This window comes from Variovorax gossypii, assembly GCF_003965815.1.
GTDB classification, from domain to species: domain Bacteria; phylum Pseudomonadota; class Gammaproteobacteria; order Burkholderiales; family Burkholderiaceae_C; genus Variovorax; species Variovorax gossypii.
The window spans coordinates 96,070-111,536 of record NZ_RXOE01000010.1 but is presented as its reverse complement, the minus strand read 5'-3'; the positions used below and the strand labels follow the sequence as shown (position 1 = coordinate 111,536).

17 protein-coding genes and 1 pseudogene are annotated in these 15,467 nt (G+C 68.4%); 8 read left to right on the top strand and 10 right to left on the bottom strand.

What is annotated here, in order from left to right; translation table 11 throughout:
• The first annotated feature begins 48 nt into the window (after positions 1–48).
• A complete protein-coding gene (locus tag EJP69_RS26890; protein WP_126473349.1) occupies positions 49–1,365 on the top strand; it encodes a zinc-binding metallopeptidase family protein in 1,317 nt (438 codons plus the stop codon).
• Here EJP69_RS26890 and EJP69_RS26885 read toward each other — a convergent pair.
• The 4 genes from EJP69_RS26885 to EJP69_RS26870 are packed head-to-tail and all read right to left on the bottom strand — an operon-like array spanning position 1,356 to position 4,122.
• Positions 1,356–1,595 (bottom strand): cysteine-rich CWC family protein, encoded by a 240-nt coding sequence (locus EJP69_RS26885; protein WP_126473348.1) that lies wholly within the window; start codon positions 1,593–1,595, stop codon positions 1,356–1,358. The two genes, EJP69_RS26890 and EJP69_RS26885, sit on opposite strands and share 10 nt — an antisense overlap.
• Positions 1,592–2,848, bottom strand: a complete 1,257-nt coding sequence (locus tag EJP69_RS26880) for a 6-phosphofructokinase (protein ID WP_126473346.1) — start codon at positions 2,846–2,848, stop codon at positions 1,592–1,594. The genes EJP69_RS26885 and EJP69_RS26880 overlap by 4 nt, the downstream gene beginning before the upstream one ends.
• 57 nt (positions 2,849–2,905) lie before the next feature.
• Positions 2,906–3,721, bottom strand: coding sequence for an enoyl-CoA hydratase-related protein (locus EJP69_RS26875; protein WP_126473344.1), 816 nt, complete (start codon positions 3,719–3,721; stop codon positions 2,906–2,908).
• 32 nt (positions 3,722–3,753) lie between these two features.
• Entirely contained in the window at positions 3,754–4,122 is a 369-nt protein-coding gene (locus EJP69_RS26870; protein ID WP_093203893.1) for a DUF2917 domain-containing protein, read from the bottom strand.
• Positions 4,123–4,204: 82 nt separating this feature from the next.
• Between EJP69_RS26870 and EJP69_RS26865 the strand changes: the two genes are divergently transcribed.
• The gene (locus EJP69_RS26865; RefSeq protein WP_093203895.1) at positions 4,205–5,140 is read left to right on the top strand and encodes a LysR substrate-binding domain-containing protein; all 936 of its coding nucleotides are present in this window, start codon (positions 4,205–4,207) and stop codon (positions 5,138–5,140) included.
• 29 nt (positions 5,141–5,169) lie between these two features.
• On the opposite strand, the gene EJP69_RS26860 is transcribed toward EJP69_RS26865, so the two are convergent.
• On the bottom strand, positions 5,170–5,748 hold the full coding sequence (locus tag EJP69_RS26860; RefSeq protein ID WP_126473342.1) for a fasciclin domain-containing protein: 579 nt from the start codon (positions 5,746–5,748) through the stop codon (positions 5,170–5,172).
• Between the two features lie 415 nt (positions 5,749–6,163).
• On the opposite strand from EJP69_RS26860, the gene EJP69_RS26855 reads away from it, so the two are divergent.
• From EJP69_RS26855 to EJP69_RS26845, 3 genes are all read left to right on the top strand, one after another.
• Positions 6,164–6,391, top strand: coding sequence for a hypothetical protein (locus EJP69_RS26855; RefSeq protein ID WP_093203900.1), 228 nt, complete (start codon positions 6,164–6,166; stop codon positions 6,389–6,391).
• Complete coding sequence (locus EJP69_RS26850) at positions 6,384–7,163, top strand: hypothetical protein (protein ID WP_126473340.1); 780 nt, start codon at positions 6,384–6,386, stop codon at positions 7,161–7,163. Before EJP69_RS26855 ends, EJP69_RS26850 begins: the two co-directional genes overlap by 8 nt.
• Positions 7,164–7,239: 76 nt before the next feature.
• The gene (locus tag EJP69_RS26845) at positions 7,240–7,677 is read left to right on the top strand and encodes an EamA family transporter (RefSeq protein WP_093204267.1); all 438 of its coding nucleotides are present in this window, start codon (positions 7,240–7,242) and stop codon (positions 7,675–7,677) included.
• Here EJP69_RS26845 and EJP69_RS26840 read toward each other — a convergent pair.
• Positions 7,667–8,983 (bottom strand): MFS transporter, encoded by a 1,317-nt coding sequence (locus EJP69_RS26840; protein WP_126473338.1) that lies wholly within the window; start codon positions 8,981–8,983, stop codon positions 7,667–7,669. The two genes, EJP69_RS26845 and EJP69_RS26840, sit on opposite strands and share 11 nt — an antisense overlap.
• A 74-nt stretch (positions 8,984–9,057) precedes the next feature.
• Positions 9,058–9,315, bottom strand: a complete 258-nt coding sequence (locus EJP69_RS26835; protein WP_126473336.1) for a hypothetical protein — start codon at positions 9,313–9,315, stop codon at positions 9,058–9,060.
• Positions 9,316–9,369: 54 nt separating this feature from the next.
• Between EJP69_RS26835 and EJP69_RS30010 the strand changes: the two genes are divergently transcribed.
• Positions 9,370–9,495: a hypothetical protein gene (locus EJP69_RS30010; RefSeq protein WP_276318402.1), complete on the top strand. Its 126-nt coding sequence runs from the start codon at positions 9,370–9,372 to the stop codon at positions 9,493–9,495.
• 202 nt (positions 9,496–9,697) lie between these two features.
• On the opposite strand, the gene EJP69_RS26830 is transcribed toward EJP69_RS30010, so the two are convergent.
• Positions 9,698–9,943, bottom strand: a complete 246-nt coding sequence (locus EJP69_RS26830; RefSeq protein ID WP_126473334.1) for a hypothetical protein — start codon at positions 9,941–9,943, stop codon at positions 9,698–9,700.
• A 148-nt stretch (positions 9,944–10,091) separates the two neighbouring features.
• Complete coding sequence (locus tag EJP69_RS26825) at positions 10,092–12,266, bottom strand: malate synthase G (protein WP_126473333.1); 2,175 nt, start codon at positions 12,264–12,266, stop codon at positions 10,092–10,094.
• A gap of 195 nt (positions 12,267–12,461) precedes the next feature.
• Between EJP69_RS26825 and hisC the strand changes: the two are divergent.
• Positions 12,462–13,451, top strand: a pseudogene (gene hisC / locus EJP69_RS26820) (histidinol-phosphate transaminase); the annotation flags it as partial.
• 66 nt (positions 13,452–13,517) lie between these two features.
• A complete protein-coding gene (locus EJP69_RS26815; RefSeq protein WP_126473329.1) occupies positions 13,518–14,489 on the top strand; it encodes a Bug family tripartite tricarboxylate transporter substrate binding protein in 972 nt (323 codons plus the stop codon).
• A gap of 134 nt (positions 14,490–14,623) precedes the next feature.
• On the opposite strand, the gene EJP69_RS26805 is transcribed toward EJP69_RS26815, so the two are convergent.
• A complete protein-coding gene (locus EJP69_RS26805) occupies positions 14,624–15,364 on the bottom strand; it encodes an IclR family transcriptional regulator (RefSeq protein WP_126473327.1) in 741 nt (246 codons plus the stop codon).
• Positions 15,365–15,467 lie beyond the last annotated feature (103 nt).

Genomic DNA, 15,467 nt, shown 5'->3' with positions numbered 1-15,467 from the left:
GTCCGCTGTCCCCTCCGCGTCAAGAAGATCGATCAAGACAACTGCCGCATGAACGCTCCATCCGACGATCAAGCCAACGCCCAGCCGGTTGCCTCCGGCGAAGCGGAAGGCGCGCCCACGCTCGCGACCGAACTCGCGGCGCCCACCGTCAGTCGCGCCTACCGCTGCCAGTGTGACCGCCCCGTCTTCCTGCGCAATAGCGAGTGCCTGGCCTGCCACACGCCGCTGGGCTACGTGATCGAACGGCTCGGCGTGATGCCGCTCGCGCCGGCTGTCGGCGAGGGCGCGCAGCCCGACACCTTCACCGTGTTCGGCGATCCGCACGGCAAGACCTACCGGCGCTGCGCGAACCTCATGACGCCCGCCGCGTGCAACTGGATGGTGCCCGCCGCGCGCGAGGGCGAGCAGCTGCCCCCCGACACCCAGGGCCTGGCGCCCGGCTACTGCCTGGCCTGCAGCGTCACGCGCACCATTCCCGATCTCTCGGTGGAGGGCAATGGCGAGCTCTGGCGCAAGCTCGAGACCGCCAAGCGCCGGCTCGTCTCGCAACTGCTGGCGCTGGGCCTGCCGGTGGTGAGCCGCCACGTCGATCCCGCGCACGGCCTGAGCTTCGACTTCCTGAGCAACGTGCCCGGCGGCCCGCACGTCATGACCGGCCACCAGCACGGCGTGATCACCCTCAACGCGGAGGAGGCCGAGGACGCCGTGCGCGAGCGCATCCGCGCCGAGATGCGCGAGCCCTACCGCACTCTGCTGGGCCACTTCCGCCACGAGATCGGCCACTACTACTGGGACCTGCTTGTGCAGCCCACGCAGTGGATCGACGACTTCCGCGCCCTCTTCGGCGACGAGCGCGCCGACTACGCCGCCGCGCTGCAGACGCACTACGAGCAGGGCCCGCCGCCCGACTGGGCCGACCGCTTCGTGAGCAGCTACGCGAGCACGCACCCGTGGGAAGACTGGGCCGAGACCTGGGCCCACTACCTGCACATGGCCGACACGGCCGATACCGCGATGAGCTTCGGCGTCGACGCCACCAACGTCGAGCTCGCGAGCGACCTGTTCACCCTCGACGACCTCTGGCAGCCGGACGACCCCGACGCAGGCAAGTTCCTCGACTTCGTCAACGGCTGGGTGCTGCTCACCAACGTGCTCAACGAGCTGTCGCGCAGCATGGGGCAGCCCGACTACTACCCGTTCGTGATGCCGCGCGTGGCGGTGGGCAAGCTGCAGTTCATCCACCGCGTGGTCACGCAGCAGAGGCCGGGCGATGCGCCGTCGATGGTGGTGGCGGCCGACGTGGCCGAGGCTGCGCAGGCGCAGCCGCAGGCAGAGGCACAGCAGCAGAGCCTTGGTCAGTCCTGAGACTGAGGCGCCGCGCCCGTCGCGCAGCGCATGCAGATGCATGCCAGCCCGCGCATCTCTTCCGGCAGGTTGGTGAGCGGCGCCTTGCTGAAGTCGACCCGCATGCACCAGCACGGCGGCTGCGCCTGCCCGGTCTCGCGCTCGATCTCTATCGCGCAGCGGTTCAACTCGCCGCACAGCGGGCAGCGCGTGGCGTCGATCAGGCCGGGAACGGCCTCCGTGGTCATCATGAAATCTCGAAGGCCGGCAGCTTCTTCGCGACGATGTCGTTGCGCAGCGTCGCGTACACCGGCAGCCCGCCGCTGTAGGCGGGGTAGTCCTCACCCTCGATCAGCGGCAGCAGGTAGCGGCGGCACTTCTCGGTGATGCCGTAGCCGTCGTCGGAGATGAAGTCGCGCGGCATCGGCTTCTCGACGTTCGCGACCGATTCGAGCGGCGCGCTGCCGATGCGGTATGCGTACGGAACGTCGGAGATGCGCTCGATGGTCGGCATCACCGCGTTGCGGCCTTCCAGCGCGAGTTCGACCGCGCGCTGCCCGAGTTCGTAGGCCTGCCGCACGTCGGTGGCCGATGCGATGTGCCGCGCGGCGCGCTGCAGGTAGTCGGCCACGGCCCAGTGGAACTTGTGGCCCAGCGCTTCCTTGATCATCTGCGCCACCACCGGCGCGGCGCCGCCCAGCTGCGCATGGCCGAAGGCGTCGCGCGTGCCCTGCTCCGCGAGGAAGGTGCCGTCGGGGTGATGGCAGCCTTCGGACACCACCACCGAGCAGTAGCCGTGCTGCTTCACCAGCTCGTCGACGCGCGCGAGGAAGCGCGCCTTGTCGAACTCGATCTCGGGGAACAGCACCACCACCGGAATGCCCTGGTCCGAGGCCAGGCCGCCGGCCGCCGCGATCCAGCCTGCGTGCCGGCCCATCACCTCGAGCACGAACACCTTGGTGGAGGTGGCCGCCATCGAGCGCACGTCGAACGAGGCCTCGATGGTCGATACCGCCACGTACTTCGCGACCGAGCCGAAGCCGGGGCAGCAGTCGGTCAGGGGCAGGTCGTTGTCGATGGTCTTGGGCACGTGGATGGCCTGCAGCGCATAGCCCATCGACTGCGAGAGCTGGCTCACCTTGAAGCAGGTGTCGGCCGAATCGCCGCCGCCGTTGTAGAAGAAGTAGCCGATGCCGTGCGCCTTGAACACCTCGATCAGCCGCTCGTACTCGCGGCGGTTCTTCTCCAGCGACTTGAGCTTGTAGCGGCAGGAGCCGAAGGCGCCCGAGGGCGTGGTGCGCAGCGCCGCGATGGCCTCGGCCGATTCGGCGCCGGTGTCGATCAGTTCCTCGGCCAGCGCGCCGATGATGCCGTTGCGTCCGGCGTAGAGCTTGCCGATGCGGTCGGGGTGCCGGCGCGCCGTTTCGATCACGCCGCAGGCCGAGGCGTTGATGACCGAGGTGACGCCGCCCGACTGGGCGTAGAAGGCGTTGGGGATGGACATGCGCGGGATTGTCCCGCAGCCCCCGGGCAGGCGCCAGTGGACGCCGGTGTCGGATTGTCAGCGGCTCCCGAAGACCGGCGGGCGCTTCTGCAGGAAGGCGCTCACGCCTTCGCGGAAGCTGGGGCGGTCGATCAGCTCGCGCTGGCGCTCGCTCTCGTAGTGCAGCTGCTCCTTCAGCGTGTGGTGCTCGGAGGCCTCGAAGGCTTCGCGCGCCTCGATCACCGCATGCGCCGGCAGGCGGGCGAGGCGCTGCGCGATCCCCTTGGCCTCTTCGAGCAGCTGCTCGTCGTCCACGCAGGCCCAGATCAGGCCCCACTGCACCGCGCGGCCCGCGCCCACGCGCTCGTCGAGCAGCGCCATGCCCATGGCGCGTGCACGGCCGGCGCGGCGCGGAATGGCCCAGGTGCAGCCCAGGTCGGGCACGATGCCCAGCTTCGGCAGGAAGGGCAGGTAGAAGTAGGCGCTGCGCGCGGCGATGGTCACGTCGGCCGCGAGCGCCAGGCCCACGCCCGCTCCGGCGGCCGGGCCGTTCACCGCGGCGACCACCGGCACCGGCAGGGTGCGCAGCGTCTCGATCAGCGGGTTGCTCAGGCTCTGCATCCACTCGGCCGTTTGCGTGCCGAGCGACTTGCCTTCCTCGGACGGTGTCATCGCGCTCAGGTCGGCGCCCACGCAGAAGGCCTTGCCGGCGCCGGTGAGGATCACGGCGCGCACCGAGCGGTCGTCGCGGATGCGCTCCAGCGCGTCGCGCAGCTCGACCTGCAGGTCGCGCGCGATGGGATTGAGCTTGGCGGGCAGGTTCAGCGTCAGCGTTGCGATGCCGTCGGCCTGCTCCTGGAGGATGAAGGGTTGTGGGGTCGTGTCGGAACTCATGGCATCGATGGTTCGATGCGCATGGGTGCCGGTCAAGCCGGGGACAACCCGTGTGGCAGCAGTCGCCGGGGCGACCATGCGCGCGGCGAAGGCGCGGGCAGCGGCATGGCGGCCGGCCGGGCGTCCGACACGGTGATGCACGACGATTCCAGCGCCGACACCAGCACGCGACGGTGATCGCTGCTCTCGAAGCGCTCGCCGGGCTCCAGCACGATGTCGCGCGTGTCGCGGTCGATCGTGACCCATACCGAGCCGCTGCGGCATTCGATGCCCACGCCCGCGCCGTCGGGCACGGCGAAGACCGAGCGCTTCGGCAGGCTCACGTGGAAGCGGGAAGTGCTGGACGAGAAAGTCACGGAGGGAGAGGAAGAAGAGGCGGTGGAAGAGGACGAGGTGCTCATGGCAAGCTCCATTGCATTCACTATGCGAATGAATATAGTGAGCCGGATCCCTCTTTGCACACGGTAATTCGGAACTCGTTGCATGCGTACAGAGAATGCGAAAGCCGCCGGAGCCACCGGCGGCGAGCTGCCGCCGCTGGAGCTGCTGCGCAGTTTCGAGGCGGCCGCGCGCCGGCTGAGCTTCACGCTGGCGGCCGCCGAGCTGCACCTCACGCAGTCGGCCGTGAGCCGGCAGATCCAGCAGCTCGAGGCCAGCCTGGGCGTGTTGTTGTTCGAGCGGCGCCACCGCGCGCTGTCGCTCACCGAGGCCGGCGGGGTGCTGCAGCGTGCCGTCACCGACAGCCTCGAGCGCCTGCGCGACGCCACGGCGCGGGTGCGTGCGAGTTCGGCGCCGCGCCAGGTGGCGATCACCACCACGCCGGGCTTCGCGTCGATCTGGCTCATTCCGAAACTGGCGCGCTTCACCGGCAGCCATCCGCAGGTGGACGTGCGCGTGTCGGCCACGCTCGACGTGCTCGATCTGGAAAGCAGCCGCATCGACTTGGCGGTGCGCTTCGTGCCCGTGGGCCGCGGCATCGGCCCGGCGCTGTTCGAGGAGTCGGTGATCCCGCTGTGCTCGCCGCAGGTGGCCGCATCGCTGCGCCAGCTTTCCGACTTCTCGAAGCTCACGCTGCTTACCGTCGAGTACCCCGACCACAGCGAAGCTCCCACGGCCGACTGGGAGCCCTGGCTCAAGGTGATGGGGCTGGAAGACCTGCGCATGAAGAGCACGCTGCGCTTCACGCAGTACGCCGATGCCGTGTCCGCCGCGGTGGCGGGGCAGGGCGTGGTGATCGGGCGGCTGCCCTTGCTGAGCGAGCTGGTGCGCGACGGCCGGCTCGTGGCGCCGCTGGGCGAGGGCGCCGCCTCGCATCGCGGCTACTTCATCGAGATGTCCAGGCGCGCCGCGGGCAACCGCGACGCGCAGGAGTTCGCGCAGTGGCTGCGCGACGAAGCCGAGGCCGCGCAGCGCGGCTGACGAAAGCGGAAAACGGAAAAGGGGGCCGATCAGCCCGGCAGCAGCACCTTGTTCACGACGTGGATCACGCCGTTGGACTGGTAGACGTTGGCGATCGTCACCGTCGCGGTGCCGCCCTTGGCGTCGGTCACCATCACGTTGCCGCCGCTCATCGTCGCGGTGAGCGTGCCGCCGCTCGCGGTCTTCAGCGTGGCCTTGCCGCCGCCCGCGTTGATGGCGCTCATGAGCGCGGCGCCGTCGAGCTTGCCGGGCACCACGTGGTAGGTCAGCACCTTGGTCAGCGTGGGCTTGTTCTCGGGCTTGAGCAGCGTGTCGACCGTGCCCGCCGGCAAAGCGGCAAAGGCCGTGTTGGTGGGCGCGAACACGGTGAAGGGGCCGGGGCTCTTCAGCGTGCCGACGAGGTCCGCGGCCTTCACGGCGGCCACCAGCGTGGTGTGGTCCTTCGAATTCACGGCGTTGTCGACGATGTCCTTCGTCGGGTACATCGGAGCGCCGCCGACCATCGGGTTCGATGCGCCACTGCTGCTGCTGCTGCCGCTCATGCCCATGCCGCCTGCGCAGGCTGCGAGCAGGACCGAGACACTTGCTGCGATCACGAGTTTCTTCATGGAAGTCTCCTGGAAAGGTGATTGGTTCTCGAGGCTCTCTGTGGAAACCGCCAACAGCTCGGAGGCGCGACGCGCTTGAGTGGGATACGGCGCATTCACGCAACCGGATTCACCGGGTTCAAGAAAAGCCTTGCGTAGGCTTTGCGCCACAGAGGCACATGCGGCGCTTGCACATCGCATGCGCGATCGACAGAATCCGCCCTTCGTTTTTCAGCAACAGTCTTTGCTCCCTTCGCGCCCGGCGACGATCAACCTCCCTGGCGACACATCAATCCAATGAACCGTTACCTGAACACCTGATCCGCACACCGACCGCCCCGGCCGGATGTGCATTCCATGCACCCGCCGAGGCCAGTCGACAAAGGCCCCGCGCAGCCATTCGCCGGGGCCTTTTTGTTTTTCGGAGTGTGTGCACATGAGTGCTCAACGAAAGGCCCGCGATGACGACAAACGTCTGGGCCGGTTCTATTTTTCGGTGCCGAATGCGGCACCTCGCAATCCCGTGGTGGCCGCGCTGGCGCGCCGCGAAGCAAGCCAGAAGGCGGGGCGCCACCTGCGCACCCACAGCGCCGAGCGGCGCGCGCAGAAGGTGGCGCTGCAGAAGGCAGCGCGTGACTTCAGGGGGAGGAGCGACGATGCGTGACGACATGGACAAGGTCATCGTCGAGCGGCCGCGAAGCGGCTGGCGCGTGCAGGGCGATGGACGCAATTGGCGCAACAGCAACGAAGCAGGATCGCGCGTCGGCATGAAGCGCGGCTACAAGCACAGGAAGTGGCTCAACGAAAACCTCGCGCCGCTCAAACGCTGGCTGCACAAACAGGTGCACCGGCCATGGGACAAGGTCTACGCGGAACTGTGCAGCGGCATCGATCGCCGCAGCACGGTGCAGGCGCACATCTTTGAACACATCGACGACTTCGTCGAACGCGCAGCGGTGCTGCGCGATGGCGAAGTGTGGGTGCGGGCACGCTGGTGGAACGACGGCAGTCGCGCGCCGTTGCATCAGGCTTCGCATGTCGAACTGTTCGTGCATCCGGTCACCGGCATCCTGCTGCCCAACCGGCGTCTCGCCCAGGCCCGGCTATGGGCTCGCGGCGAGAGCGATGAGAGGAGCGGAAAGAAGCCACATGCGTCTTTCATCGCGATCGACGAACTCACGCAATGGCACTGCGTGAACGGCGACTGGTTCGAGATCACGCTGGCGCCCACGCCGCCGATGAAGGCTCCGGGCGTCTGGGAGAAGCGTTTCGACGCGCTGCGGCGCTGCTTCGTCAAGACCACCTGCACATGGGGTCGACCGGAGTTCGGCGTATCGAGCAACCAGGCCATGTACGGGCGACCGGATGTCTATGCCGCGACCAAGCGCCAGTTGAGCCGCAAGGAGATCCGGGCGAGGCTGGGTGAAGACGCCTGAGCCGCTCGTCAGCTAGCGACAAGTCGCGTCGCGCATGATGGAGGCGCCCGCGTTGTCGTCGATGAAAGAAAGCACCATGAACCTCACCGCCTCCAACTGGTTCCTCTGGGCCGTCCTGTCGGCCGTCTTCGCCGCGTTGACGGCCATCCTCGCCAAGCTGGGCCTGGCCGGCGTCGATTCCGACATGGCCACGCTGGTGCGCACCGTGGTGATCTTCGCGGTGCTTCTGGTCTTCGTGAACGCCACCGGCAAGTGGACGAACCCGCTGCAGCTGTCGCCGCGCACCTGGCTCTTTCTCGTTCTCTCGGGGCTCGCGACGGGCGCGTCGTGGGTCTGCTACTTCCGCGCGCTGAAGATGGGCAATGCCTCTCAGGTTGCGCCGGTCGACAAGCTCAGCGTGGTGCTGGTGGTGCTCTTCGCGGTGATGTTCCTCGGCGAGCGCCCATCCGGCCGCGAATGGGCCGGTGTCGCGATGATCGCCGGCGGCGTGCTGATGCTGGCGATCAAGCGCTGAGCTGCGCCGCCGTCCGTGCGGGTGCGCGCGGCAGCAGGAAGAACGCCATGGTGCCGGCGGCCAGCATGCCCGCGACGGTGAGGAACACCGCGCGGAACGGCTCGACGCTATTCGCCACGGCCCACGACGCGGCCACACCGGTGGTCCACTGCATCAGCGAGACGCCGAGGAACATGGCCATGTTCATCAGCGCCATCGCGCGGCCCGTCATGGCGGCCGGGTAGGCGTTCTTGGTGTACGCGTACTGCAGCACGCTGTAGCCGGAGAGCAGGCCATAGATGATCGGAAGGCCGATGTCGACCGCACGCGAATGCGTCAGCGCCATCGCGCCGAACATCAGCGTGCCGGCGAGCGCGCAGCCCATCATCCAGCGCGTGCGCCGCGCGCCGCCCGGGTCCATGCGGCCGAAGAGCGTGGGGCTGATCATGCCGGCGACGGTCATCACCAGCGCGACGTTGCCGCTCGCCACCAGCGAGAGGCCGTGGCGGTCGTGCAGCACCGGGCCGAGCCACAGGCCGCGCAGCGTGATGAAGGCGGCGTACGACACGCAGGCGAAGCACAGCAGCCCCAGCGTGTGGGGCATGGCGAACAGCGGCAGCAGCTCGCGCACGGCCTTGCGCAGCGACTGGCGCTCGGTCTGTCCCGCGGGTGCTTGGTCCGTAGGGCGCGCAGGCTCGTGCACGCGCCAGGAGATGAGCAGCCACGAAAGGACAGCGAATGCAGCCAGCACCGCATAGCCCACGCGCCACGACGAAGCCTCGATCAGCAGTGCCAGCGGCGTGCCCGTGAACAGGATGCCCATGCCGGCGAGGCTCATCACCAGCCCCGACATCGCGGTGAAGCGCGATGCGTCGAAGTGCCGCGCGATGAACACGGTGCAGGCCAGGAAGGCCGGCGCGCATCCCACGCCGATCAGCGCCTGCCCCAGCAGCAGCGCGTGGAAGTTCGGCGCCATCGCGCACAGCACCGCGCCCGCGATGGCCAGCGGAAAGGCTGTCAGCACCGTGCGGCGCACGCCGAACATGTCGATCGACACGCCCATCGCGAGCTGCATGATCCCGAACATGAAGTGGAAGGTGCCCGCCCAGGTGCCGAGCTGCTGCGGCGTCAGCCCGAAGTGGCTGGTGAGCGGCGTGGCCATCATGGCGCCGACGGTGCGGAAGGCCTGGCTCAGTGCGAAGGCGGTGGCCAGTGCCACGAGCATGGCGGCCGCGGAAGAGGACCAGTGGGAAGAGCGGGGGATGCGAGAGCGCGATGCGTCATCGCCAGTGCGCTCCGCGGGCGTCGGTTCCGCGTTCGGATTCATGAAGGGGAGAAAGACCGGGAAAGATGAGGCGGGCTGAATGCTAATGGATCGACGGGATTCGCGTAGCCTCGCCTCTAGCCGTCCAGTTCGCGCTTGATCGACGCATTGCCGATCTTCTTGCGGCACAGCTGGCGGCGCGGGCCCTGCCCGGCGGCCATGCCGAGGTCGAGCAGCAGCGCATCCCGCAGGCGCGCGTCGCCTTGGCGCAGAGACTTGTCGATGGCGTCGACCCTGGCCAGCAGTTCGTCGAAGGCGTCGTCGCCGGCCCGGGGGCCATGGGTGTAGGCACGTACCAGCAGTTCTTCCTCGAGGCCTGGCGCCGTGGCGAACATGTCCTGGTGCGCCGCGACTCATGCGCGCATGGTGGCGACGTCCACCGTCCCCGCATGAATGCGCATCGCGGTGGTGCGGTGGCTGTCGTCGAAGCCCTTGGCCGCGTCGCACAGCTGCAGCGCTGTGTCGAGCCCCTGCCGCGCAGCCGGTTCATCATGTCGGCCCAGGGCGTGCGATAGCCGCGATGGCCAAGGTAGCCGCAGCCCAGGCCCTTGCCCGTGTAGGGCTCGCTGGCCAGTGCCTCGATCAAAGGCTGTACCTGCGCCGCCAGCGCATCGACCTGGGCCCGCTGCTCGCTGCCGGGGTGGTGACCGATGGCGTTATCGAGGTTGACTGCCTGGATGCAGAGGGTGAAGGCGTCGTGAACCCGGGCGTCCATGCTCATGGCTCGTCGCCTCGTGCGCGAGGAGGTGCATCGGGCCGCGACGCTTCCTGCGCGGCTGACCACAGCATCGCTGCTACCACGCCGCACAGCAGCCCGATGCCGGCACCCATCGCCGCATAGGCTGGCCCGGCGATTCCTCCGATGACCGCTCCGATGCCCACGCCGCGCGGACCCGCGCCGACGAAGTAGCCGATGACGGCGCCCAGGGCCGTGCCCGCGAGGATCAAGGTGGTGGATTTCATGGCGGTACGCGAGTGTGCGATTGCGGATGATAGGAGCCGCTACAAGAGCCGCTGCCAGCCGGCACCGCCAAAGAAAAAGCCGGGCTGCACGAGCCCGGCTTCCACTTCACTTCATTTCACGCCTGCCCGGCTGCAGGCGAGCAGGGGCTCAGGCCTCGCCCTTCACCTTCAGGCGCCATGCGTGCAGCAGCGGCTCGGTGTAGCCGCTGGGCTGCTCGATGCCCTTGAACACCAGGTCCTGCGCAGCCTTGTAGGCGGCCGAGGTCGCGAAGTTGCCGGCCATCGGCTGGTACAGCGGGTCGCCTGCGTTCTGCTCGTCGACCACCTTGGCCATGCGCTGGAAGGTTTCGTCGACCTGCGCCTTGGTCACGACGCCGTGCAGCAGCCAGTTGGCGATGTGCTGGCTGGAGATGCGCAGCGTGGCGCGGTCTTCCATCAGGCCGACGTTGTGGATGTCGGGCACCTTCGAGCAGCCCACGCCCTGGTCGATCCAGCGCACCACGTAGCCGAGGATGCCCTGCACGTTGTTGTCGATCTCCTGCTGGCGCTCTTCGGCGCTCCACTTGGCTTCGGCCGCGATCGGCACCTGCAGCAGCGCGTTGAGGATGTTGTCGCGCTCGGCATCGGCGTCGATCTTCTCCAGCTCCTGCTGCACCGCGGTCACGCTGACCTGGTGGTAGTGCAGCGCGTGCAGCGTGGCGGCGGTGGGCGAGGGCACCCAGGCGGTGTTGGCGCCGGCCTTGGGGTGGCCGATCTTCTGCTCGAGCATCGCGGCCATCAGGTCGGGCATGGCCCACATGCCCTTGCCGATCTGCGCCTTGCCGCGCAGGCCGCTCGACAGGCCGACCAGCACGTTGTTCTTTTCGTAGGCGCCGATCCACGCGCTGGACTTCATGTCGCCCTTGCGGATCATCGGGCCGCCCTGCATGGCGGTGTGCATCTCGTCGCCGGTGCGGTCGAGGAAGCCGGTGTTGATGAAGGCCACGCGCGCGGCGGCCTCGGCGATGCAGGCCTTCAGGTTCACGCTGGTGCGGCGCTCTTCGTCCATGATGCCCAGCTTCACGGTGTTGGCCGGCAGGCCCAGCAGCTGCTCGACGCGGCCGAACAGCTCGCTGGCGAAGGCCACTTCGGCCGGGCCGTGCATCTTCGGCTTGACGATGTAGATGCTGCCGGTGCGCGAGTTGCCCTTGCGCTTGAGGTCGATGGTGGCGATGGTGGTGGTCACCACGGCGTCGAGGATGCCTTCGGGGATCTCCTTGCCGCCGGCATACAGGATGGCCGGGTTGGTCATCAGGTGGCCCACGTTGCGCAGGAACATGAGCGAGCGGCCGTGCAGTTTCACGGGCTTGCCGTCGGCGCCGGTGTATTCGCGGTCGGCGTTCAGGCCGCGCGTGAAGGTCTTGCCGCCCTTGGCGACTTCTTCCGTCAGCGTGCCTTGCACGATGCCGAGCCAGTTCGAGTACGCGACCACCTTGTCGGCTGCGTCGACAACGGCCACCGAGTCCTCGAGGTCGAGAATCGTCGAGAGCGCGGCTTCGAGCACCAGGTCGCTCACGCCGGCGGCGTCGCTCTTGCCGATGGGCGTGGAGCGGTCGATGCGGATGTCGAGGTGGATGCCGTTGTGCTTCAGCAGCACCGACGACGGCGCGGCGGCGTCGCCCTGGTAGCCGATGAACTGCGAGGCATCGGCCAGGCCGGTGCTGCTGCTTTGCAGCGCGACGACCAGCTTGCCGTCCTTCACGCTGTAGCCGGTGGCGTTCTTGTGCGAGCCGTTCTGCAGCGGCGCGGCCTGGTCGAGCACGTTGCGCGCGAACTCGATGACCTTGGCGCCGCGCACCGGGTTGTAGCCCTTGCCCTTCTCGGCTCCGCCGGTCTCGGGAATGGCGTCGGTGCCGTAGAGCGCGTCGTACAGCGAACCCCAGCGCGCGTTGGCGGCGTTCAGCGCATAGCGCGCGTTCAGGATCGGCACCACCAGCTGCGGGCCGGCCTGCAGCGCGAGTTCGGAGTCGACGTTCGCGGTCGTGGCCTTCACGCCCTTGGGCTGGGGCAGCAGGTAGCCGATCTTCTCGAGGAAGGCGCGGTACGCCGGCATGTCGGCGATGGGGCCGGGGTTCTTCTTGTGCCAGGCGTCGAGTTCGCTCTGCAGGCGGTCGCGCTCGGCGAGCAGGGCGATGTTCTTCGGCGCGAGGTCGCTGACGATGGCGTCGAAGCCCTTCCAGAAGACTTCGCTGGCCACGCCGCTGGCGGGGAGGACCTTGTCCTCGATGAAGCGGTGCAGCTCGGTCGCGACCTGGAGTCCGTGGGCGGTGGTGCGGGCGGTCATGGGGGTTCTCCTTGAGACAAATGCAATCCTGGGACGAACTTTATTCGATACTTTGCTGGCCAGTAAGAGCCGGAAGCGGGATTTATCCGTGACAAAAATGGAGGTAATCGATGTCGGGCGCCCTGTGGTGCAAAGGGTAGGCACTGATAAGAGCGTTGCAAGTGCCGGATATATTTAACTTCTTAAATAAAAACGAATTCCAGTTCCATGATCCTCCTGGCCTCCAACGAAAACCCCCTCGGCATGCCCGAATCGGCCCGCCGCGCGGCCGCCGAAGCGCTCGCGGGCGCCGGCAACTACCCCGACAGCAACGGCACGGCGCTGAAGAACGCGCTGGCCGCCCGGCTCGACGTGCCGGCCGACTGGCTCACGCTGGGCAGCGGATCGAGCGAGATCCTCGAGTTGGCGGCGCAGGTGAGCCTGAAGCCGGGCGAGGGCGTCGTCTATTCGCAGTACGGCTTCATCGTCTACGCGCAGGCCACGGCGCATGCCCATGCGCACGCAACCGTCGTGCCATCGCGTGACTTCGGCCACGACCTCGACGCGATGCGCGCCGCCATCGGCGACGACACGAAGCTGGTGTTCGTCGCCAACCCGAACAACCCGACCGGCACCTTCATCGACGCCGCGCCGCTGCTGGCCTTCCTGCAGTCGGTGCCGGCGCACGTGACGGTGCTGCTGGACGAGGCCTATACCGAATACCTGTCGCCAGCGCAGCGCTACGACAGCATCGAATGGGTGCGGCGCCTGCCCAACCTGATCGTGGCGCGCACCTTCTCCAAGGCCTTCGGGCTGGCGGGGCTGCGCATCGGCTACGGCGTGTCGCAGCCGGCGCTCACGGCGCGCATGAACGCGCAGCGTCCACGCTTCAACGTGACGACGCCGGCCCAGGCAGCGGCGGTGGCCGCGCTGGGCGACGCGGATTTCCTCACGCGCACCTACGAGCTCAACACCGCGGGCCGCGACCAGCTCGCGGTCGGCTTGAAGGAGCTGGGCCTCGAATGCGTTCCTTCTTCCGGCAATTTCCTGATGGTGCGGGTCGGCGACGCGCAGGCCGTGCATGCGCGCCTGCTGGCGGCCGGCATCGAGGTTTCGCTGCTCGGCCCCTACGGCCTGCCGGAGTGGCTGCGCGTCAGCATCGGCCTGCCGGAGCAGAACCGGGCGGTGCTGGCCGCCTTGCGCTGAGCCGAACAAGGCCGGGCTGAACCCGGCGGGTCCGACATTTCCACAACGCCACGAGGAGACAAGACCATGAAACGCCGTCAGTTCGCAGCGCAGGCCGCTGCCGCCCTTGCCGTCACGGCCGCCGCGCCGCTGGCGTTCGCGCAGCAGGACCGCACGGTACGAATACTGGTCGGCTTTCCCCCGGGCGGGTCGGTGGACGTGGTGGCGCGCCTGCTGGCCGACAAGATGCGTGTTTCGCTCGGGCAGAACGTCATCATCGACAACAAGCCCGGCGCGGCGGGACGGCTCGCGCTGGGCGAGCTCAAGCGCTCGGCACCCGACGGCCACACGCTGGCCTTCTCGCCCAGCGGCGCGATGGTGATTCACCCATGGCTGTACCCGAACCTCGGCTACGACCCGGCGAAGGACTTCACGCCGATCGCCCTCGGCAGCACCTTCGACTTCGCGGTCACGGCCGGTCCGGGCGCGCCGGCTGGCGACCTGAAGGCGGTGCTAGCGTGGATGAAGGCCAATCCCGCCAAGGCGAACTACGCCACCTCGGGCGCGGGCACGGTGCCGCACTTCGCGGGACAGCTGATCGCCCAGGCCTCCGGCGTGCCGATGACGCACGTGGCCTATCGCGGCGGTGCTCCGGCGGCGCAGGACCTGATCGGCGGGCAGGTGCCGCTGATGGTCGACACCGCTTCGGAAACCATCGAGCACCATCGCGCGGGCAAGGTCCGCATCCTCGCGGTGACGGGCGAGCAGCGCAGCCGCGCGCTGCCCGAGGTGCCCACGCTGAAGGAGGCGGGCATCAACGTGACGGCCGATGCCTTCTTCGGGATGTACGGGCCGCCGGGGATGTCGCCCGAACTCGTCGCGCGCATCGACAAGGCCGTGGCCGAGGCGCTGCGGATGCCCGACGTGCAGGAAAAGATCTACGCGCTGGGGCTCGTGCCCGCGCATGCGGGGCCGGCAGAACTGGCTGCGATCCAGGCGGCGCACCTCAAGCGCTGGGAGTTGCCCATCAAGAACTCGGGCTTCAAGGCCGAGTCCTGAGGCTCCCGCATTTCTCCCTCCCCCGCTGGGGGAGGGCTGGGGTGGGGGCAAGCGGCGGATGCATCTTCAGCTGAGCATCGAAGGCCGCTTGCCCCCATCCCAGCCTTCCCCCAAAAGGGGAAGGAGCAAGACCGTCAGACCTGCCCGCTGAGTTCCCTGGCCGCGGCGCGCACCGGCTCGATGTAGCGCTCGTCGTAGCGGTGCGTGGGCATCGTCAGCGTGACCGCGGCCGCCAGGCTGCCGTCGGCATGGAACACCGGCGCCGAGATGCCGGCCAGCTCGGCCGTACGGTCGCCCACCAGCGCGCACCAGCCCTGCGCGCGAATGGTGTCGTAGAGCTTGCGTTCCTTCGCTCCGCGCGGCAGCTCGGCTGCGGGGCCGAAGGCGATCAGCACGCGCGCGCCCGCGCCGCGGTCGTTGGGCAGCAGGTCGCCGGCGCGGACGTGGTCGCGCACCACGTGCGATGAATCGACGCGGAACTGGCACAGCCGCACCCAGCTGTCGCCCTGCACCTGCCGCACGTGGTACGCCGCGCTCTCGCCGGTGGTCGCGACCAGCGCGCGCAGCACCGGCAGCACGATGCGGTCGAGCGACTGCGACGCCGTGTAGAGCCCGTGCAGCCGCGCGATCTCCATGCCCAGCGCGTAGCGGCCGTCGTCCTGGCGGCGAATCAGCCGCGCGTGCTCCAGCGACGCCAGCAGCCGCAGCACGGTGCTCTTGTAGAGCTGCGTGCGTTCGGCGAACTGCGCGAGCGACAGCGCCTCGTCGCCCGGCTGGAAGGCCGAGAGCAGGCTCAGCGCGCGGTCGACCGCGGCCGCGCCGCCGGGGGCGGCATTGAGGTCGGAGACGGATTCGGTCTGGGCTTTGCGGGGCATGAAGGGAAGGAGTTGGGAATGGCTCGGCTTGACAGTCGGGGCGGATCGACGGTCTAATTCTGTTTAACGGAATATAGTTCTGTAAGACAGAACAGTCAAGCAA